The 17,002-nt window shown below is 57.5% G+C and carries 16 protein-coding genes; 3 read left to right on the top strand and 13 right to left on the bottom strand.

Annotation, left to right across the window (positions count from 1 at the left end; translation table 11 throughout):
- Nucleotides 1-17 precede the first annotated feature (17 nt).
- Nucleotides 18-386 carry a diacylglycerol kinase gene (locus F0319_RS14025; protein ID WP_111964212.1) on the bottom strand — a complete coding sequence of 123 codons (369 nt, stop codon included), beginning with the start codon at nucleotides 384-386 and terminating at the stop codon, nucleotides 18-20.
- A 154-nt stretch (nucleotides 387-540) separates the two neighbouring features.
- Between F0319_RS14025 and plsB the strand changes: the two genes are divergently transcribed.
- Nucleotides 541-2,961: a glycerol-3-phosphate 1-O-acyltransferase PlsB gene (gene plsB, locus F0319_RS14020; protein WP_111964213.1), complete on the top strand. Its 2,421-nt coding sequence runs from the start codon at nucleotides 541-543 to the stop codon at nucleotides 2,959-2,961.
- 105 nt (nucleotides 2,962-3,066) lie between these two features.
- Here plsB and gntU read toward each other — a convergent pair whose 3' ends face one another.
- The 5 genes from gntU to F0319_RS13995 all read right to left on the bottom strand — a co-directional run bounded on the left by gntU (nucleotide 3,067) and on the right by F0319_RS13995 (nucleotide 8,018).
- On the bottom strand, nucleotides 3,067-4,407 hold the full coding sequence (gene gntU / locus F0319_RS14015; RefSeq protein ID WP_014833577.1) for a gluconate transporter: 1,341 nt from the start codon (nucleotides 4,405-4,407) through the stop codon (nucleotides 3,067-3,069).
- Between the two features lie 3 nt (nucleotides 4,408-4,410).
- Complete coding sequence (gene gntK, locus F0319_RS14010) at nucleotides 4,411-4,938, bottom strand: gluconokinase (protein ID WP_008503362.1); 528 nt, start codon at nucleotides 4,936-4,938, stop codon at nucleotides 4,411-4,413.
- 126 nt (nucleotides 4,939-5,064) lie between these two features.
- Nucleotides 5,065-6,060 carry a gluconate operon transcriptional repressor GntR gene (gene gntR / locus F0319_RS14005; RefSeq protein WP_021242747.1) on the bottom strand — a complete coding sequence of 332 codons (996 nt, stop codon included), beginning with the start codon at nucleotides 6,058-6,060 and terminating at the stop codon, nucleotides 5,065-5,067.
- A gap of 101 nt (nucleotides 6,061-6,161) precedes the next feature.
- Nucleotides 6,162-6,857 carry a pirin family protein gene (locus F0319_RS14000; RefSeq protein ID WP_111964214.1) on the bottom strand — a complete coding sequence of 232 codons (696 nt, stop codon included), beginning with the start codon at nucleotides 6,855-6,857 and terminating at the stop codon, nucleotides 6,162-6,164.
- Between the two features lie 123 nt (nucleotides 6,858-6,980).
- The gene (locus F0319_RS13995) at nucleotides 6,981-8,018 is read right to left on the bottom strand and encodes an oxidoreductase (protein ID WP_149367216.1); all 1,038 of its coding nucleotides are present in this window, start codon (nucleotides 8,016-8,018) and stop codon (nucleotides 6,981-6,983) included.
- Between the two features lie 256 nt (nucleotides 8,019-8,274).
- Here F0319_RS13995 and yhhY point away from each other — a divergent pair, with 256 nt between their 5' ends.
- Nucleotides 8,275-8,763, top strand: coding sequence for an N-acetyltransferase (yhhY, locus tag F0319_RS13990; RefSeq protein ID WP_111964216.1), 489 nt, complete (start codon nucleotides 8,275-8,277; stop codon nucleotides 8,761-8,763).
- Between the two features lie 60 nt (nucleotides 8,764-8,823).
- Here the strand turns inward: yhhY and ggt are convergent, their stop codons facing one another.
- The gene (gene ggt, locus F0319_RS13985; protein WP_188035107.1) at nucleotides 8,824-10,569 is read right to left on the bottom strand and encodes a gamma-glutamyltransferase; all 1,746 of its coding nucleotides are present in this window, start codon (nucleotides 10,567-10,569) and stop codon (nucleotides 8,824-8,826) included.
- 123 nt (nucleotides 10,570-10,692) lie between these two features.
- Here ggt and F0319_RS13980 point away from each other — a divergent pair, with 123 nt between their 5' ends.
- Nucleotides 10,693-11,070 carry a DUF2756 family protein gene (locus F0319_RS13980; RefSeq protein ID WP_111964217.1) on the top strand — a complete coding sequence of 126 codons (378 nt, stop codon included), beginning with the start codon at nucleotides 10,693-10,695 and terminating at the stop codon, nucleotides 11,068-11,070.
- Here F0319_RS13980 and ugpQ read toward each other — a convergent pair.
- From ugpQ to livF, 6 genes are all read right to left on the bottom strand, one after another.
- A complete protein-coding gene (ugpQ, locus tag F0319_RS13975) occupies nucleotides 11,054-11,800 on the bottom strand; it encodes a glycerophosphodiester phosphodiesterase (RefSeq protein WP_115876932.1) in 747 nt (248 codons plus the stop codon). The two genes, F0319_RS13980 and ugpQ, sit on opposite strands and share 17 nt — an antisense overlap.
- Entirely contained in the window at nucleotides 11,797-12,867 is a 1,071-nt protein-coding gene (locus tag F0319_RS13970) for a sn-glycerol-3-phosphate import ATP-binding protein UgpC (RefSeq protein WP_149367215.1), read from the bottom strand. The genes ugpQ and F0319_RS13970 overlap by 4 nt, the downstream gene beginning before the upstream one ends.
- 1 nt (nucleotide 12,868) lies before the next feature.
- Nucleotides 12,869-13,714, bottom strand: coding sequence for a sn-glycerol-3-phosphate ABC transporter permease UgpE (ugpE, locus tag F0319_RS13965; protein ID WP_149367214.1), 846 nt, complete (start codon nucleotides 13,712-13,714; stop codon nucleotides 12,869-12,871).
- A complete protein-coding gene (gene ugpA, locus F0319_RS13960; protein ID WP_023618241.1) occupies nucleotides 13,711-14,598 on the bottom strand; it encodes a sn-glycerol-3-phosphate ABC transporter permease UgpA in 888 nt (295 codons plus the stop codon). The genes ugpE and ugpA overlap by 4 nt, the downstream gene beginning before the upstream one ends.
- Nucleotides 14,599-14,725: 127 nt before the next feature.
- A complete protein-coding gene (gene ugpB / locus F0319_RS13955) occupies nucleotides 14,726-16,042 on the bottom strand; it encodes a sn-glycerol-3-phosphate ABC transporter substrate-binding protein UgpB (RefSeq protein ID WP_023310025.1) in 1,317 nt (438 codons plus the stop codon).
- Nucleotides 16,043-16,287: 245 nt separating this feature from the next.
- Nucleotides 16,288-17,001, bottom strand: a complete 714-nt coding sequence (gene livF / locus F0319_RS13950) for a high-affinity branched-chain amino acid ABC transporter ATP-binding protein LivF (RefSeq protein WP_008500102.1) — start codon at nucleotides 16,999-17,001, stop codon at nucleotides 16,288-16,290.
- Between the last annotated feature and the right edge of the window lies 1 nt (nucleotide 17,002).

The following is a 17,002-nucleotide window of genomic DNA, read 5'->3' as shown; positions in this document are numbered from 1 at the left end:
TAATTATTCCTCGAGGCTCATCGGAAATGTGACCAAAGCAGCGTGACCCAGGTGATAACGGCAGTGATAATCGCCAGTAATACGGCAGCAGATCCCATGTCTTTTGCGCGGCCAGAAAGCTCATGGAAATCGGAACCGATGCGATCCACAACGGCCTCAATAGCGCTATTAAGAATTTCCACTATCATCACCAGAAGTACGGAACCGATAAGAAGTACGCGGGTAATAGCATCAACATCAAGGAAACAGGCGACGATCACCGCGATGATAGCGGCGACGCCCTCCTGGCGAAACGCGGCCTCGTTGGCCCATGCGGCACGGAAACCTTTCCATGAATAGCCGGCGGCTTTGATGATACGTGTTAACCCAGTGGTATTATTGGCCATTAAAAGAACCTTTTTTAAAAAAGAGCGTCAGTAACAGGGGCCGTAGCGCGTTTCGCTACAGCCTGAAGTATGACGGGTAACAACAGAAATTTTGCGCGCTTTCTGTTATCCTTGCGCCGCAATTGCATTATTAACCAGAGGCTTTACATCGTTTATGTCCGGCTGGCCACGAATTTACTACAAATTACTTAATTTACCATTAAGCATCCTGGTAAAAAGCAAGTCTATCCCAGCAGAACCCGCGCTGGAACTGGGGCTCGATACGTCGCGTCCCATTATGTACGTTTTGCCTTATAACTCGAAGGCTGACTTACTGACGCTTCGCGCCCAGTGTCTGGCGCATGACTTACCAGATCCGCTTGAACCGCTGGAAGTTGACGGCACGCTGCTGCCGCGCTACGTGTTCATCCACGGCGGGCCGCGCGTGTTTACCTATTACACGCCGAAAGAAGAGTCCATCAAGCTGTTCCATGACTATCTCGACCTGCACCGCAGCAATCCCGATCTGGATGTGCAGATGGTGCCGGTATCGGTGATGTTTGGTCGTCGTCCGGGCCGCGAAAAAGGTGAAGAGAACCCGCCGCTGCGCATGCTTAACGGCATCCAGAAGTTCTTCGCGGTCTCCTGGCTGGGACGCGACAGCTTTGTGCGTTTCTCCCCTTCTGTTTCGCTGCGTCGCATGGCGGACGAGCACGGCACCGACAAGATCATCGCGCAAAAACTGGCGCGCGTGGCGCGTATGCACTTCGCCCGTCAGCGCCTGGCTGCCGTAGGGCCACGCCTCCCGGCGCGTCAGGATCTGTTCAACAAGCTGCTGGCTTCCAAAGCGATTGCCCGCGCCGTTGAAGATGAAGCGCGCAGCAAGAAAATTTCGCATGAGAAAGCCCAGCAGAACGCCATTGCGCTGATGGAAGAGATTGCAGCGAACTTCTCTTACGAGATGATTCGCCTTTCCGATCGTATTCTCGGCTTTACGTGGAACCGCCTTTATCAGGGCATCAACGTCCATAACGCCGAGCGCGTGCGTCAGCTGGCGCATGATGGCCATGAGATTGTCTATGTCCCCTGCCACCGCAGCCACATGGACTATCTGCTTCTCTCCTACGTGCTCTATCACCAGGGGCTGGTACCACCGCACATTGCTGCCGGTATCAACCTGAACTTCTGGCCGGCGGGCCCAATCTTCCGTCGCCTGGGCGCGTTCTTTATTCGTCGTACCTTCAAGGGCAACAAGCTCTACTCTACCGTGTTCCGCGAGTATCTGGGCGAGCTGTTCAGCCGCGGCTATTCCGTGGAGTACTTCGTTGAAGGCGGGCGTTCCCGTACCGGTCGTCTGCTCGATCCGAAGACCGGCACGCTGTCGATGACCATCCAGGCCATGCTGCGCGGAGGTACCCGTCCGATCACGCTGGTGCCTATCTACATTGGCTACGAGCACGTGATGGAAGTGGGCACGTACGCGAAAGAGCTGCGTGGCGCGACCAAAGAGAAAGAGAGCCTGCCGCAGATGCTGCGCGGCTTGAGCAAGTTGCGCAATCTTGGTCAGGGCTACGTTAACTTCGGCGAGCCGATGCCGCTGATGACGTACCTGAACCATCACGTTCCGGAGTGGCGCGAGTCCATCGATCCTATCGAAGCGGTGCGTCCGGCCTGGCTGACGCCAACGGTTAACGGCATCGCGTCCGAGCTGATGGTGCGCATTAACAACGCCGGTGCGGCTAACGCCATGAACCTGTGCTGTACGGCGCTTCTGGCTTCGCGCCAGCGCTCGCTGACCCGTGAACAGCTCACAGAGCAGCTGGATTGCTATCTGGATATGATGCGGAACGTACCGTATTCGGTTGATTCGACCGTACCTTCTGCGACCGCCAGTGAGCTTATCGATCACGCGCTTCAGATGAATAAGTTTGAAGTCGAAAAGGACACGATCGGCGACATCATCATTCTGCCGCGCGAGCAGGCGGTGCTGATGACCTACTACCGCAACAACATCACGCATATGCTGATGCTGCCGTCGCTAATGGCCGCCATTATTACCCAGCATCGACATATTTCCCGTCAGGAGCTACTGCGCCATCTTGAGACCATCTATCCGATGCTGAAAGCGGAGCTGTTCCTGCGCTGGAGTAGGGATGAGCTGGCGACAGAACTGGATAAGATGACGGAAGAGATGCGTCGCCAGGGGCTGATCACCGTTTCAGACGACGAGCTGCACATCAATCCATCACGCTCCCGTACCCTGCAGCTGCTGGCGGCCGGTGCGCGTGAAACGCTGCAGCGCTACGCCATTACGTTCTGGCTGCTGAGTGCGAACCCGTCTATCAACCGCGGTACGCTGGAGAAAGAAAGCCGGACGCTGGCCCAGCGTCTGTCCGTTTTGCACGGCATTAACGCCCCTGAATTCTTCGACAAAGCAGTCTTCAGTTCTCTGGTGCTGACGCTGCGCGATGAAGGCTTCATCAGCGATACGGGCGATGCCGAACCGGAAGAGACGCTGAAGGTGTACCAGATGCTGGCAGAGCTGATTACCTCGGACGTGCGTTTGACGATTGAGAGCGCCACGCAGGGCGAGTAACGCAATGCCGGGTTATGGCCCGGCCTGACGCCCTGGATAATAAAAAGGCCCGGTAAGCGCTTACGCTACCGGGCCTTATTTTTGAGCCTGGTCAAATCACCGCATTCAGCTCAGCAGTGTAAAGGCTATCATCCCGACAATCGCACCCGTCGTGCCGAGTATGGTTTCCATCAGCGTCCAGGTTTTCAGAGTTTGCGCTTCGGTAGCACCGGTAAACTTACCGAACAGCCAGAAGCCGGCGTCGTTAACGTGAGAGACCACAATCGAACCGCCCGCGATACAGATAGAGAGCGCGGCCATCTGCGCACCGGAATAGTTCAGCTGTTCAATCACCGGCATCACCAGACCCACGGCGGTTAAACACGCCACGGTTGCGGAACCCTGAATGATACGTACCGCCGCGGCCAGTACGAAACAGGTTACCGCAATCGGCAGGCCCATCCCGGTCAGCGCTTCGCCCAGAGCCGGACCCACGCCGGAATCCACCAGTACCTGCTTGAACACGCCGCCGGCACCAATCACCAGCAGGATAATACCCGCAGGCTGCAGCGCGGCACCGCAGATCTCCATCACCCGGTCTTTTGGCATCCCCTGACGCATCGCCAGGCCGTAAATCGCCACCAGGCACGCCACCAGGATCGCCGTGAACGGGTGACCGATGAACTCAAACCATTCGTACGCGGTAGAACCCACCGGCACAAAGCGCGCGGCGATGGTTTTCAGACCCACGAGAACCAGCGGGAGCAGGATCAGCGACAGGCTGAAGCCGAAGGACGGCATTTTGCCCTCGCCCAGGTGCGGCTCGGTGATGTCGTCCGGAATATGCAGCTCAACGTAACGGCTGATGAAGTTACCCCAGAGCGGGCCGGCGATAATCATTCCCGGAATTGCCGCGCACAGGCCTATCAGGATCATCCAGCCAAAGTCGGCGTGCATCTGGGACGCCAGCAGCATCGGTGCAGGCCCCGGCAGCAGAAACGCTGCGGCCGCCGCAACGCCCGCAAACAGTGGAATAACCAGCTTCACGAGGTTTGTGCCGGTATGGCGCGCCATGGAGAACGCGACGCTTATCAGCAACACAACGGCCACTTCAAAGAACAGCGGCAGCGCGCAAATCAGGCCCGCCAGGCCAATCGCGTAGTGCGCACGGCTGTGGCCAAAGGATTTCAGCATCTTAACGGCAATCTGGTCGACCGCGCCCGTCTCGTGCAAAATCTTGCCAAACATCGCGCCCAGCGCGACCACAATCGCCAGGAAGCCCAGCGTTCCGCCCATCCCTTTTTCCATTGTCGCGGCGATCTTGTCGAGCGGCATACCGGAAAAGAGACCTGCGCCAATAGAAACCACCATCAAAGCAACAAAGGCGTGCATACGCGCCTTCATCACTAAAAACAGCAGCAGCAATACCGAACCCACTGCTGTCAAAACTAGCGTTAATGTACTCAAAACTTACTGCCTTTTATTAATGACCTCGATGGTGCTGGCAACAACACCCTCCAGTGACTGATCGATATCAACCACTAAGACGTCTTTCTCGTCTTCACCCGGCTCCTGCAGCGCTTCGAACTGCGTTACCAGCATCTGGGTTTTGAAGAAGTGACCTTTACGCGCCTTCAGGCGGCTTTCAATCACCTCGAAATCCCCTTTCAGGTAGATGAAAGAGAGATTCGGGTTGCCGTCACGCAGCAGGTCGCGGTAGGTTTTTTTCAGCGCGGAGCAGACGATCAGGGAGACTTTATTGGTACGCTGCATAGCGAACGCGGCGTCATTTAGCGCCTGCAACCACGGTTTGCGGTCGTCATCGTTCAGCGGCTCGCCGGAGGCCATTTTCATGATGTTGCTGCGCGGATGGAGGAAGTCGCCATCAAGAAACGCAGCCTGGAGTTGATGCGCCACTTCGCTGGCCACGGCTGATTTCCCGCTACCGGAAACGCCCATCAGGACGTAGACGTGGTGATCGTGATTAGTCGTGCTCAAAGGGTGTCCCTCAGTCAATTGTTACGGGTAACAGTTATCGGTAACATTGTCCTGCCGGGGCAAAAGAGAAGCAATATCCAAACGTGCGCGAAGTGAATAAGTGTGAGCTACTTCAAATTTGTCAGTTCAAATAGATCCACCCGGTGACAAGGTGAAACCTAAATCTAACATTTTCGGGGTCACCGTCTCGCCACGAATGCGCGCCAGCAGGCGTTCTGCGCCAATGCGGCCCATACGTTCACGCGGCGTCAGGACGCTCGCCAGACGCGGCTCCATCACCTGGCCAATGTCGTGGCCGTGGAAACCGGCGATCGCCATATCATCAGGGATCTTCAGCCCCAGACGCTGACACTCAAATGCTGCGCCGACCGCAAGGTCATCGTTGGTACAGAAAATACCGTCCAGTTGCGGATACTCGCGTCGCGCCTGACGCATCAGCTCAATACCCGACGTATAGGAAGAGGACTGCTCCACCATCACGCTGTACGGGGTTAAGTTCGCGTCGAGCATCGCCTGCTCGTATCCCTTCTGTTTGATGATAGTACGTTCATCAAGACGCGCACCCAGATAGGCGATATGACGATGCCCGCGGGCGATGATAGCCGCCGTCATCTGGCGCGCCGCTTCGAAGTTATCGAACCCAACGGCGATGTCGAGGCACGGCGACTGGCTGTCCATCAGTTCTACCACCGGGATACCGGCCACTTCGATCATTTTGAGCGTACGGGCAGTGTGGGTACGTTCGGTTAAAATCAGGCCGTCGATGTTCCAGGAAAGCATCGATTCAAGTCGCTCCTCTTCCAGCTCCGGCTTGTACCCGTAGTGGGCGAGCATGGTCTGATAACCAAAAGCATCGGTGACGCTTTCGATTCCCCGTAATACTTCGGCGAAAACCTGGTTGGTCAGGGAAGGAAGCAGAACGCCCACCGCGCGGCTGGTCGCATTCGAGAGAATATCGGGCGCGCGGTTGGGGATATAACCCAGTTCATCAAGGGCAGCGGCAATCTTGCCACGTAACGCCACGGAAACCTGCTCCGGGTTACGTAAAAAACGGCTGACCGTCATTTTGGTCACACCGACGCGATCGGCGACATCCTGAAGTACGGGGCGTTTCTTTTTCATCGTCCTGAGAAATCTTGAAGTGAGAGATTTGCTCAGTTTACCACGGACAAAGCCCATCCTTCCCCTGTGAAAGGGAAGGATGGGGATTTATTTATGTTTTATTACACCGGCGGCAGGTCAAACAGCAGGATTTCACTGTCGCTGTCGGCGTGCACGGAGAGCGCCTGCTCATCCCAGATGGCCAGACCATCGGCGGTAGTTGCTTTGGTGCCATTAATGGACACCTCACCTTTCACCACCTGGATCCAGACGCGGCGGTTGGCGGCAATCTGATGGACAGACTGTTCGTCTTTTGCCAGCGCCCAGCGGTACAGCTCCATATCCTGATGCACCTTCAGGGAACCTTCACGCGCATCCGGGGAGAGCACCAGCTGTTTGCCCTGTTTCGCGTCGAAGCGGCGCTGCTCGTAGCGCGGCGTGATGCCGGTCTCTTCTGGAATGATCCAGATTTGATACAGGTGCAGTTTTTCCGTTTTGCTCGGGTTGTACTCGGAGTGACGCACCCCGGTACCCGCGCTCATAATCTGGAACTCGCCCGCCGGAACCTGCTCTTTGTTGCCCATGCTGTCCTGGTGCTCAACCGCCCCTTCCAGCACGTAGGTCAGGATTTCCATGTCTTTGTGCGGGTGAGTACCGAAGCCCTGCCCTGCATCAATCACGTCGTCGTTAATCACGCGCAGCGCGGAGAAGCCCATGAAGTTCGGGTCGTAGTAGTCGGCAAACGAGAATGAATGCCATGAGTCCAGCCAGCCATGATTCGCGTGACCACGTTCGTTTGCTTTGCGTAAGTAGATCATTGTTTTCACCCTCAGTTCGTTTCGATGGAGTAAGTGTGGACGCAAACGGTCTGGGATCATAGAGGGTGAAAATTGACTCCTCTGTTCAAAAATTATGAACAAGCACAGAGGAGCCGTTTTTGCTTATTTCGCAAGGGTTATCGTGGCAGGAGAAGCCTGCTCGAAGGACCGCTCAAGGATTTCCAGGTTGGTCAGAACGTCAGATTCCTTGACGTAATTCGCCGTGCCGTTTGTGAGGGTCTCAAACAGCGCATCGTAGACGCGGCCATAGTCGCCGATTTCCGGCTTCAGCGTTTCTTTGACCGTCACGCCCTCGTTGTTCACATACTCCAGCACGCCCACGGAATCGTCCGCCGCAAAGCCCGGCTCGCCCGGCATGATGTTGGCCTTCAGGCTGGTCTCCTGCTGGTCAATGCCGTACTTAATGAACGAACCCCGGGTACCGTGAACGATAAATTTCGGGTAGTCGATCTTCACCAGGTGGCTGGTTTTGACGATGGCCTTCATGTCGCCGTAGAACAGCTGGGCTTCGAAGGTATCGTCCGGATTGGCTTTGTTGCGCAGGCTGCGAATGTCATACGCCACGTGGTCCGGGCGGCCAAACAGGGAGATGATCTGGTCCATGGTGTGCACGCCCAGACCATAGAACGAACCATCCTGAGGCAGTCCGGGTTGCGTTTCCGCCACAGGACGGTAGTAATCGAAGTGACTTTCGATTTCCACGATGTTGCCGAGCTTGCCGCTTTCAATCGCTTTTTTCGCCGTCAGGAAGCAGCTGTCAAAGCGCCGGTTCTGATATGGCGTAACGGTCAGGCCTTGACTTTTCGCCAGCGTAAACAGTTCCTTCGCTTCGGCGATAGTCGGGGTGAACGGCTTTTCTACCAGCACGTTTTTACCCGCATTGAGCGCGCGTTTGGCATAGTCAAAATGGCTGTCGGCGTGGGTGCAGACAATCACCAGCTTCACCTGTGGGTCGTTAAGCACCTCGTCGAGATCGCAGGTGAAGTGGATGTGGGAGTACTGCGGAGATTGCTCTTCCGGCTTCGCGCGGCGGCGGTAGATATGGGCCACATGCCAGCTGTCTTTGCGGTTAAGAACATACGGCAGGTGATAGCGGGTCGTACTTTTACCAAATCCAATAAATGCGCAATGTAGTGTCATGGCTCAGTCCTTTTGGAAGGTTACTGAGTCTAACCATAACAAAAAAAAAGCCAGCTAAAAGCTGGCTAAAGTAATACTGGAAGCAATGTGAGCAATGTCGTGCTTTCAGGTTCCCGTAGCGGTCTTCCTGAACGCAGAGCAATAATAATCATTCTCATTCGCACTTGTCCAATACTTTTTGCAAAAAATAGCGGTTGACTCAAATTTTAAAGTCATTGATGTTGGAAGGGACTTTTAACTGACTGAGGAACAAGGAATGAGTGAGATAGTGATACGCCACATCGAACCCAGCGATGCAGAAGCTTTACGTGACATCATGTCGCATCCTGATGTGTATCACGACACGCTACAACTCCCTCATCCTTCTATGGAAATGTGGCACGAACGCGTTGCGACAAAACCAGGCCGGCGCCATCTCGTTGCCTGTCTGGACCAGCGCGTTATTGGACATATGGCGCTGGACGTAATGGAAAACCCGCGTCGCAGCCATGTTGCCACATTCGGCATCAGCGTGGCTGCGGATATGCAGGGACGCGGCGTAGGCCGCAGGCTCATGAGCGAGATGATCAACCTGTGTGACAACTGGTTGCGCATTGAACGTATCGAACTGACGGTCTTTGCCGATAACCCCGCGGCAGTTGCCCTCTATAAAAATTTTGGTTTTGAAATCGAAGGCACCGGCAAGCGCTATGCCCTGCGCAACGGCGAGTATGTGGATGCGTATTATATGGCGAGAGTGAAGTGACACACTCCCCTCACCACGGCCCTCTCCCCTATGGGGAGAGGGTTAGGGTGAGGGGAATAATCAATACCCCGCCGTCAAATCATCCACCGAACGCGGATCTGATGCGCCAAACAGCGCTCCGTCCGGCCCTACCATAATGCTCTGGGTGCTACCCATCGCCTCTTTCACCGCCACCTTCTGCCCACGCTGCTCAAGCAGTTTAATGGTGTCCGGGCTAAAGCCCTTCTCGACGCGCAGCTCGTCCGGCAGCCACTGGTGGTGGAAGCGCGGGGCGTTGGTGGCTTCGGCGACGTTCATCCCAAAGTCAATGCTGTTCACCACCATCTGCAATACTGTGGTGATAATTCGGCTGCCGCCCGGGCTGCCGGTTACCAGCCAGGTTTTGCCATCTTTCACGACAATGGTGGGCGACATGGACGACAGCGGACGTTTCTTCGGTCCTACCGCATTCGCATCGCCGCCGACCAGCCCGTAGACGTTCGGCACGCCCGGCTTGGCGGAGAAGTCATCCATCTCGTTGTTCAGCAGAATGCCGCTGTTGCCCGCCACAATCCCGGTTCCGAAGGTGGTGTTGAGCGTATAGGTCACCGCCACCGCGTTACCGTCTTTATCCACCACCGAGAAGTGGGTGGTCTGGTTGCTTTCATACGGCGCCAGCTTGCCGGGGCGGATCTCGCTCGACGGCCTGGCCTTGTTGATATCGATCTGATCGGCAATGGATTTGGCGTACGCCTTGTTGGTCAGCGCCTGCCACGGCACCTTCACGAAGTCCGGGTCGCCGAGATATTCCGAGCGATCGGCATAGGCGCGTTTTTCCGCTTCCGCCATTATCTGCATGGCATCCGCGCTGCCAAAGCCGAACTTGTGCATATCGAAGTTTTCAAGAATGTTGAGGATCTGCACGATGTGAATGCCCCCGGAAGACGGCGGCGGCATGGAGAACACCTCATAGCCGCGGTAGGTGCCGCTAATCGGCTCGCGCTCCACCGCCCTGTAGTCCGCCAGATCCGCTTTGGTGATGAGCCCGCCGTTTTTTTGCATCTCTTCCGCAATCTGATCGGCAATCGCCCCTTTGTAGAAGGCGTCCGGACCGTGCTCCGCAATCAGCTCCAGGCTTTTAGCGAGGTTTTTTTGCACCAGCTTATCGCCCTTCTTCAGCGGTTCACCGTCTTTCCAGAAGATGGCCTTGCTGTTTTCGTGATTCGGAATGACTTCGCTACCGTAGGTTTTGAGGTCGTCTGCCAGCGCGTCATTCACCATAAAGCCCTCCCGCGCCAGCTTGATGGCAGGCTGAACAACCTTGTTCAGCGGCATCGTGCCGTATTTTTCCAGCGCCAGCGAGAAGCCCGCAACGGTGCCCGGCGTGCCGGACGCGAGATGCGAGGTCAGGGATTTTTTACTGTCAGGGTTGCCCTGGTCATCAAGGAACATGTCCCGTGACGCCTGAGAAGGCGCCATTTCACGGAAGTCGATGGCGGTGGTTTTCCCGTCTTTGGTGCGCAGCATCATAAAGCCGCCGCCGCCCAGGTTCCCCGCCTGCGGATGCGTTACCGCCAGCGCATAGCCGACGGCGACCGCGGCATCCACCGCGTTACCGCCCTGTCTGAGAATATCGACGCCCACGCGGGTCGCCAGCGCATCCACGGATGCCACCATGCCGTGGGTTGCCCGCACGGGATGAAAAACATCTTCCTCCACGCCGTAAGAGACCGGAGGCGCCGCGGGCGGGTTCGCCGCCACGCTAAATGTACCGCCAGCCATCAGCGCGGCGAGGGCGACCCAGCGCAAAAACGTTGGTTTCATCATTATTGTTCTCCAGGTGAAGGGATCCATATTCCCCGCTTAAGCCTGGTTCACAACTCCTAAAAAATCATCGTCATGGTGAAATCAGGGTAAACTTAAGAGAGACCTCAAGAGGAGGAAATGACAATGAAACGCTTATTGATTCTTACGGCGCTGATCCCCTTTGCCGCGCTCGCACAGCCACTCAACACCATGAATAACCCGAATCAGCAGGGTTACGTCATCCCGAGCCAGCAGCGTATGCAGACCGAGATGATGAGCCAGCAGCAGCAGCAAAAAGGGATGCTGAATCAGCAGCTGAGAACGCAGACCCAGGTGCAGCAGCAAAGCCTGCAAAATCAGATGAACGCCAACACCCAGCGCGTGCAGCAGGGCCAGGTGCGCGAGCAACCGTTGCCAAATAAAAACGGCGGGATGTTAGGGGGAATGACGTCGTCAGGTAGCGGACAGCAGCATATGCTGCCGCCGCAGTCGAATGGCAGTATGCTTAATCCGCAGAACTAAAGTCCGGGCCGATCAGGTCGATTGCATCGGTGCAGATGCTGTCCACCCCCCAGCGCAGCAGTTCGGCCGCGCGCTGGGGTTTATTGACGGTGTAAACCAGAATATGCAGACCCGCGTCCTTCAGCATCTTCACCCGCGCCTCATCCAGCAGCTTGTGGTTGAGATGAATAGAGACGCACGCTAAGCGCGTCGTCAGCTCGCGCCAGTCCTCGCGCCACTCGTCAAGCAGCAGCCCGCGCGGCAGCTCCGGTACGGCCGCCTGTGCCGCTTCCAGTGCGTCAATTTCAAACGAGGAGAGCAGCGGCGCGGTCATCCCTTCCCACAGCTCGCGCGCGGCAAGGGCAATCACTTTGCCCGTCAGCAGCCCGGTGCCGGTGGTCGGTTTGATTTCGATATTGGCCATCATGCCGTGCTGGCGACAGCGATCGGCTACTTCCGCCAGCAGCGGCAGCGGTTCGCCTTTAAATTCGCCGCTGTACCAGCTTCCGGCGTCAACTTTCAGCAGATCGCGCCACGGCAGCTCGCCCGCCACGCCCCAGCCGTTGCTGGTGCGTTCGAGGTTATCGTCATGCAGCAGGAAAATTTCGCCGTCTTTCGACAGCTTGGCGTCGAACTCGATCATCGTGTGACCGTAGCGCGCGCCGACGTCAATCGCCGCCAGCGTGTTTTCCGGCGCCAGCTTACCGCCGCCGCGGTGGGCGACGACGTGGGGATAAGGCCAGTTGCTCATACTCGTTGTCCTGTTTCACCGTCAAACAGGTGCAGATGATTTTCCGGCAGGTGCAGCCACAGCGTGCTGCCTGCTTTAGGGCGCTCCTGATGTGCCAGACGCACCACCATCTTTTGCTCGCCCCAGCGCCCGTGCGCCAGGTTATCTGCACCCAACATCTCCAGCGTGTCCATGACCAGCGGCACGCCGCCTTCCGCCTGAGAGGTTAAACCGATATGTTCCGGGCGGATACCGAGCGTCATCTTACGCCCGGCGTAGCCACGATAGTACCAGTTGATTGGCAATGCCATCCCGCTTTCCAGCTCAAAGTGCGAGCCCGCGCTGCTGATACGCCCTTCCAGCAGGTTCATCGCCGGGCTGCCGATAAAGCTCGCCACAAAGCGGGTAGCCGGTTTCTCATACACTTCCACCGGGGTACCGATCTGCTCGGCAACGCCTTTGTTCATCACCATCACGCGCTGGGCGAGGGTCATGGCTTCGACCTGATCGTGGGTAACGTACAGCGAGGTGGTTTTCAGACGACGGTGCAATTGCTGCAGCTCAAGACGCATCTGCACGCGCAGCTTGGCGTCGAGGTTAGAGAGCGGCTCGTCGAAGAGGAATACCGCCGGATCGCGCACGATGGCGCGCCCCATCGCTACGCGCTGGCGCTGGCCGCCGGAGAGCTCGCGCGGGCGGCGCTTGAGCAGGCCGTCCAGCTCCAGAATGCGGGCAGCCTCTTTCACGCGCTCGTCGATATGACCTTTGCCCATGCCGCGGATTTTAAGCCCCCAGGCCATGTTCTCCTCCACGCTCATGTGCGGATAGAGAGCGTAGTTCTGGAAGACCATCGCGATGCCTCTGTCTTTCGGCTCCATCTCGGTGACGCGCTGGCGGTCAATCCAGATATCCCCGGAGGTCACGCGCTCCAGCCCCGCCACCATGCGCAGCAGGGTGGATTTGCCGCAGCCGGACGGGCCGACCATCACGATAAATTCCCCGTCCGCCACGTCGAGCGTCAGCGGCTGGATCACCTGGGTTTTGCCGTCCCAGCTTTTGGTTACTGCCTGAAGTTTTAAACCTGCCATCTTATTTCTCGCTATCGACCAGGCCGCGGACAAACGCGCGCTGCATGGCTAAAACAATGACTACGGGTGGGATAAGGGTGAGCAGCATCGCCGCCATCACCTGGTTCCAGAGGGTGGTGCCTTCGCCGGCGGCAATCATGCCTTTGATGCCCGCCACGGCGGTGCCAAGATTGACGTCCTGAATAATCAGCAGCGGCCACAGGTACTGGTTCCAGCCGTAGATAAAGGTGATCACAAACAGCGCCGCAAGGTTGGTTTTCGACAGCGGCAGCACGATGTCGCGGAAGAAGCGCATCGGTGAGGCGCCGTCGATGCGCGCCGCTTCAATCAGCTCGTCCGGCAGAGTCATAAAGAACTGGCGGAACAGGAAGGTGGCGGTCGCCGAGGCCATCAGCGGCAGGGTTAAGCCCGCGTAGCTGTCGAGCATCTTCAGGTTGGCGATCACCTCCACCGTCGGGAAGATACGCACCTCAACCGGCAGCATCAGCGTGATGAAGATCATCCAGAAGAAGAGGTTACGCAGCGGAAAGCGGAACCAGACGATGGCGAACGCCGAAAGCATCGACACCGTAATTTTGCCGACCGTAATGCCAAACGCCATGATGAAGCTGTTGAGCATCATCAGCCAGAACGGTGCGCTGTTGGCGCCCACGCCCTGGGTCCAGATGGTCTTCATGTTCTCAAAGAGGTGGCCGCCGGGGATCAGCGTCATCGGCGTATCGAACACCGCTTTGGTGTCCAGCGTGGCGGCGACAAAGGCCACGTACAGCGGGAAGAGGATGACGATGATCCCTAAAATCAGCATGGTATGGCTGAAAATCGTCAGCCCGCGACGGTTCTCAATCATTGGTAGCGCACCTTACTTTCGACATAGCGGAACTGCACCACCGTGAGGATGATGACGAGGAACATCAGCACGACGGACTGCGCGGCAGAGGCCGAGAGATCCAGCCCGGCGAAGCCTTCGCGATAGATTTTGTAAATCAGCGTGGTGGTCGCCTGCACCGGGCCGCCTGCGGTGGCCGCATCGATTACCGGGAAGGTGTCGAAGAAGGCGTAAACGAGGTTAACCACCAGCAGGAAGAAGCTCACCGGGGCGATCAGCGGCAGCGACAGCCTGAAGAAGCGACGAATCGGTCCTGCGCCGTCAATCGCGGCGGCTTCCACCAGCGAACGCGGAATGGACTGCAGCGCGGCAAAGAAGAACAGGAAGTTATAGCTAATCTGCTTCCACACCGAGGCGAACACCACCAGGAACATGGCCTGGCCGCTGTTCTGGGCGTGGTTCCAGTCGTAGCCGAACTCAGCCAGGAAGTGGGTAATCAGCCCGCGACCGGGGTTAAACAGGAAAATCCACAGCACGGCGGCGACGGCGGGCGCCACGGCGTAAGGCAGCAGCATCAGGGTCTGATACAGGCGGCTGCCGCGCACCACGTAATCGACCAGCGCGGCGAAAAACAGCGAGGCAACAAGGCCGCTGACGGTGACCAGCGCGCTGAACTTCATCGTCGTCCAGAAGGAGTCCAGGTAGTAGCTGTCATGAAATAGCGCGGTAAAGTTGTCCAGGCCAACAAACTGGCTGGAAAGCCCAAACGGATCGACGCTTTGTACCGAGTACCACAGCGCTTCGCCCGCAGGCCAGATAAAGAAGATAACGGTGATGACCAGCTGCGGCGCGACCAACAGGTACGGCAGCCAGCGGGAACGGAACACCGGACGGGATGATGACATAGGTTAGCTCTGTAGGTATTCCCCCCTCACCCTAACCCTCTCCCCAGAGGGGAGAGGGGACTGCACGGAGCCGTCTTTTCTCCCTCGCCCCTATGGGGAGAGGGCCGGGGTGAGGGGCAGGTTTGAATTACGATTTGGTCGACTGCTCAAAGCGACGCAGCAGCTGATTCCCGCGCTCTACCGCGGAATCCAGCGCCTGCTGTGGCGTTTTCTTACCGGTCCAGACGCTTTCCAGCTCCTCATCCACAATGGTGCGGATCTGCGGCATGTTGCCCAGGCGCAGGCCTTTGGTGAACGGCAACGGCGGCTTGTTCAGCATCTGACGCGTCGCGATATCCGCGCCCGGGTTCTTGCTGTAGAAGCCCTGCTCGCGGGTCAGGTCGTACGCGGCTTTGGTGATCGGCAGGTAGCCGGTTTTCTGGTGCCATTCGGCGGCGTTTTCCGGCTTCGCCAGGAAGTCGAGGAACTCGGCTACGCCTTTATAGGTGCCCTTGTCTTTACCCTGCATCACCCACAGGCTCGCCCCGCCGATGATGGCGTTCTGCGGCGCGCCCTTCACGTCGGCGTCGTACGGCATCATGCCCACGCCGTAGTTGAATTTGGCGTAGTGACGGATGTCCGCCAGAGAGCCGGACGAGGCGGTGGTAATGGCACAGTCGCCGTTGTAGAACTTCTCGGTGGATTCGTCTTTACGCCCGAAGTAGCTGAAGTCGCCCTTCTTGTTCAGATCGGCAAGCAGCGCAATGTGCTTCACCTGCTCCGGCTTGTTGAACTCCAGTACCGCATCGGTGCCGTCGAAGCCGTTGTTTTTGGTCGCAACCGGCAGGCCGTGCCAGGCGCTGAAGTTTTCAATCTGGATCCAGCCCTGCCAGCCGCTAGCGTAGCCGCACTTCATTCCCGCCGCTTTCAGCTTCGCGGTGTATTCGGCCAGGTCCTGCCAGGTTTTTGGCGGCTGCTCCGGGTCTAAGCCGGCTTTTTTGAATGCGTCTTTGTTGTAGTACAGCACCGGCGTAGAGCTGTTAAACGGCTGGGACAGCAGATGGCCGGTTTTGGAATCGGTGTAGTAACCCGCTACGGTCGGTACAAACTGGGATTCATCGAAGTTGATACCCGCTTCTTTGAATACTTCATAGACCGGCTTGATGGCTTTGGAGGCCATCATGGTGGCAGTGCCCACTTCATAAACCTGTAACAGTGCAGGCGCGTTGCCGGTACGGAAGGCGGCGATGCCCGCGCTCAGGCTCTGCTCGTAGTTGCCTTTGTAAACCGGCACAATTTTGTAATCCGGGTGGGTGTCGTTGAAACGCTGCGCCAGGGAGTCAACTTCTTTACCCAACTCCCCTTCCATGGAATGCCAGAACGGAATGGTCGTCACAGCCATTGCATTCGTCGCAAAAGCCAGACCCAGTGCCAGACCCAAAGCTGTGTGTCGTAACGATGTCATTGTCATCTCTCTTATTGTGCCGGATGCGCGATATCACGCGTTTTATGCTCGCGAGGTAACATGACATGCTCGAATGACAGAAAAATAACTGTTTGTTTACAGATAAGTGACAGTAAAGGGTCAGGGGGATGATGGTTGTGTGAAGGGGGTTTATGTGAAAAAGCCGGGTGGCGGCTTCGCCTTACCCGGCCTGGTTGATACCGTAGGCCCGATAAGCGTAAGCGCCACCGGGCGATACAGACGACTCAGCCGCCCAGATACGCGCTCCGCACCGCTTCGTTCGCCAGCAGCGCGTCGCCGGTGTCTTCCAGCACTACGCGGCCGTTCTCCAGCACGTAGCCACGGTCGGCGAGCTTCAGCGCCTGGTTGGCGTTCTGCTCGACGAGGAAGATGGTCATCCCCTCTTTGCGCAGCTGCTCGATGGTGTCGAATATCTGCTGGATGATGATTGGCGCCAGGCCGAGCGACGGCTCGTCCAGCAGCAGCAGGCGCGGCTGGCTCATCAGCGCGCGGCCGATCGCCAGCATCTGCTGTTCACCGCCGGACATGGTGCCCGCACGCTGAATGCGGCGCTCCCACAGGCGCGGGAAGAGTTCGTACACCCACTTGATGCGGGTCTGGTATTCATCGCGGTGGGCGAAGAACCCACCCATCGCCAGGTTCTCTTCCACCGTCATACGCGAGAACACGCGGCGCCCTTCCGGAACAATCGCCACCGCCTCGCGCATGATTCTGGCGGTCTGCCAGTCGGTAATGTCTTTGCCATCAAACACAATCCGCCCGCTGGTGGCGCGCGGGTCGCCGCACAGGGTGCCGAGCAGCGTGGTTTTGCCCGCGCCGTTGGCGCCAATCAGAGTCACGATTTCACCCTGATTGATATGCAGGCTGACGTCGTGCAGCGCCTGGATCTTGCCGTAGTGCGCGTTGACCTTGTCGAACGTTAACATCGCTTTTTCCATC

The sequence above is a fragment of the Enterobacter vonholyi genome, assembly GCF_008364555.1.
Classification (GTDB): domain Bacteria; phylum Pseudomonadota; class Gammaproteobacteria; order Enterobacterales; family Enterobacteriaceae; genus Enterobacter; species Enterobacter vonholyi.
The sequence above is the reverse complement of the archived record's forward strand: the minus strand, read 5'-3'. Positions and strand labels throughout refer to the sequence as shown.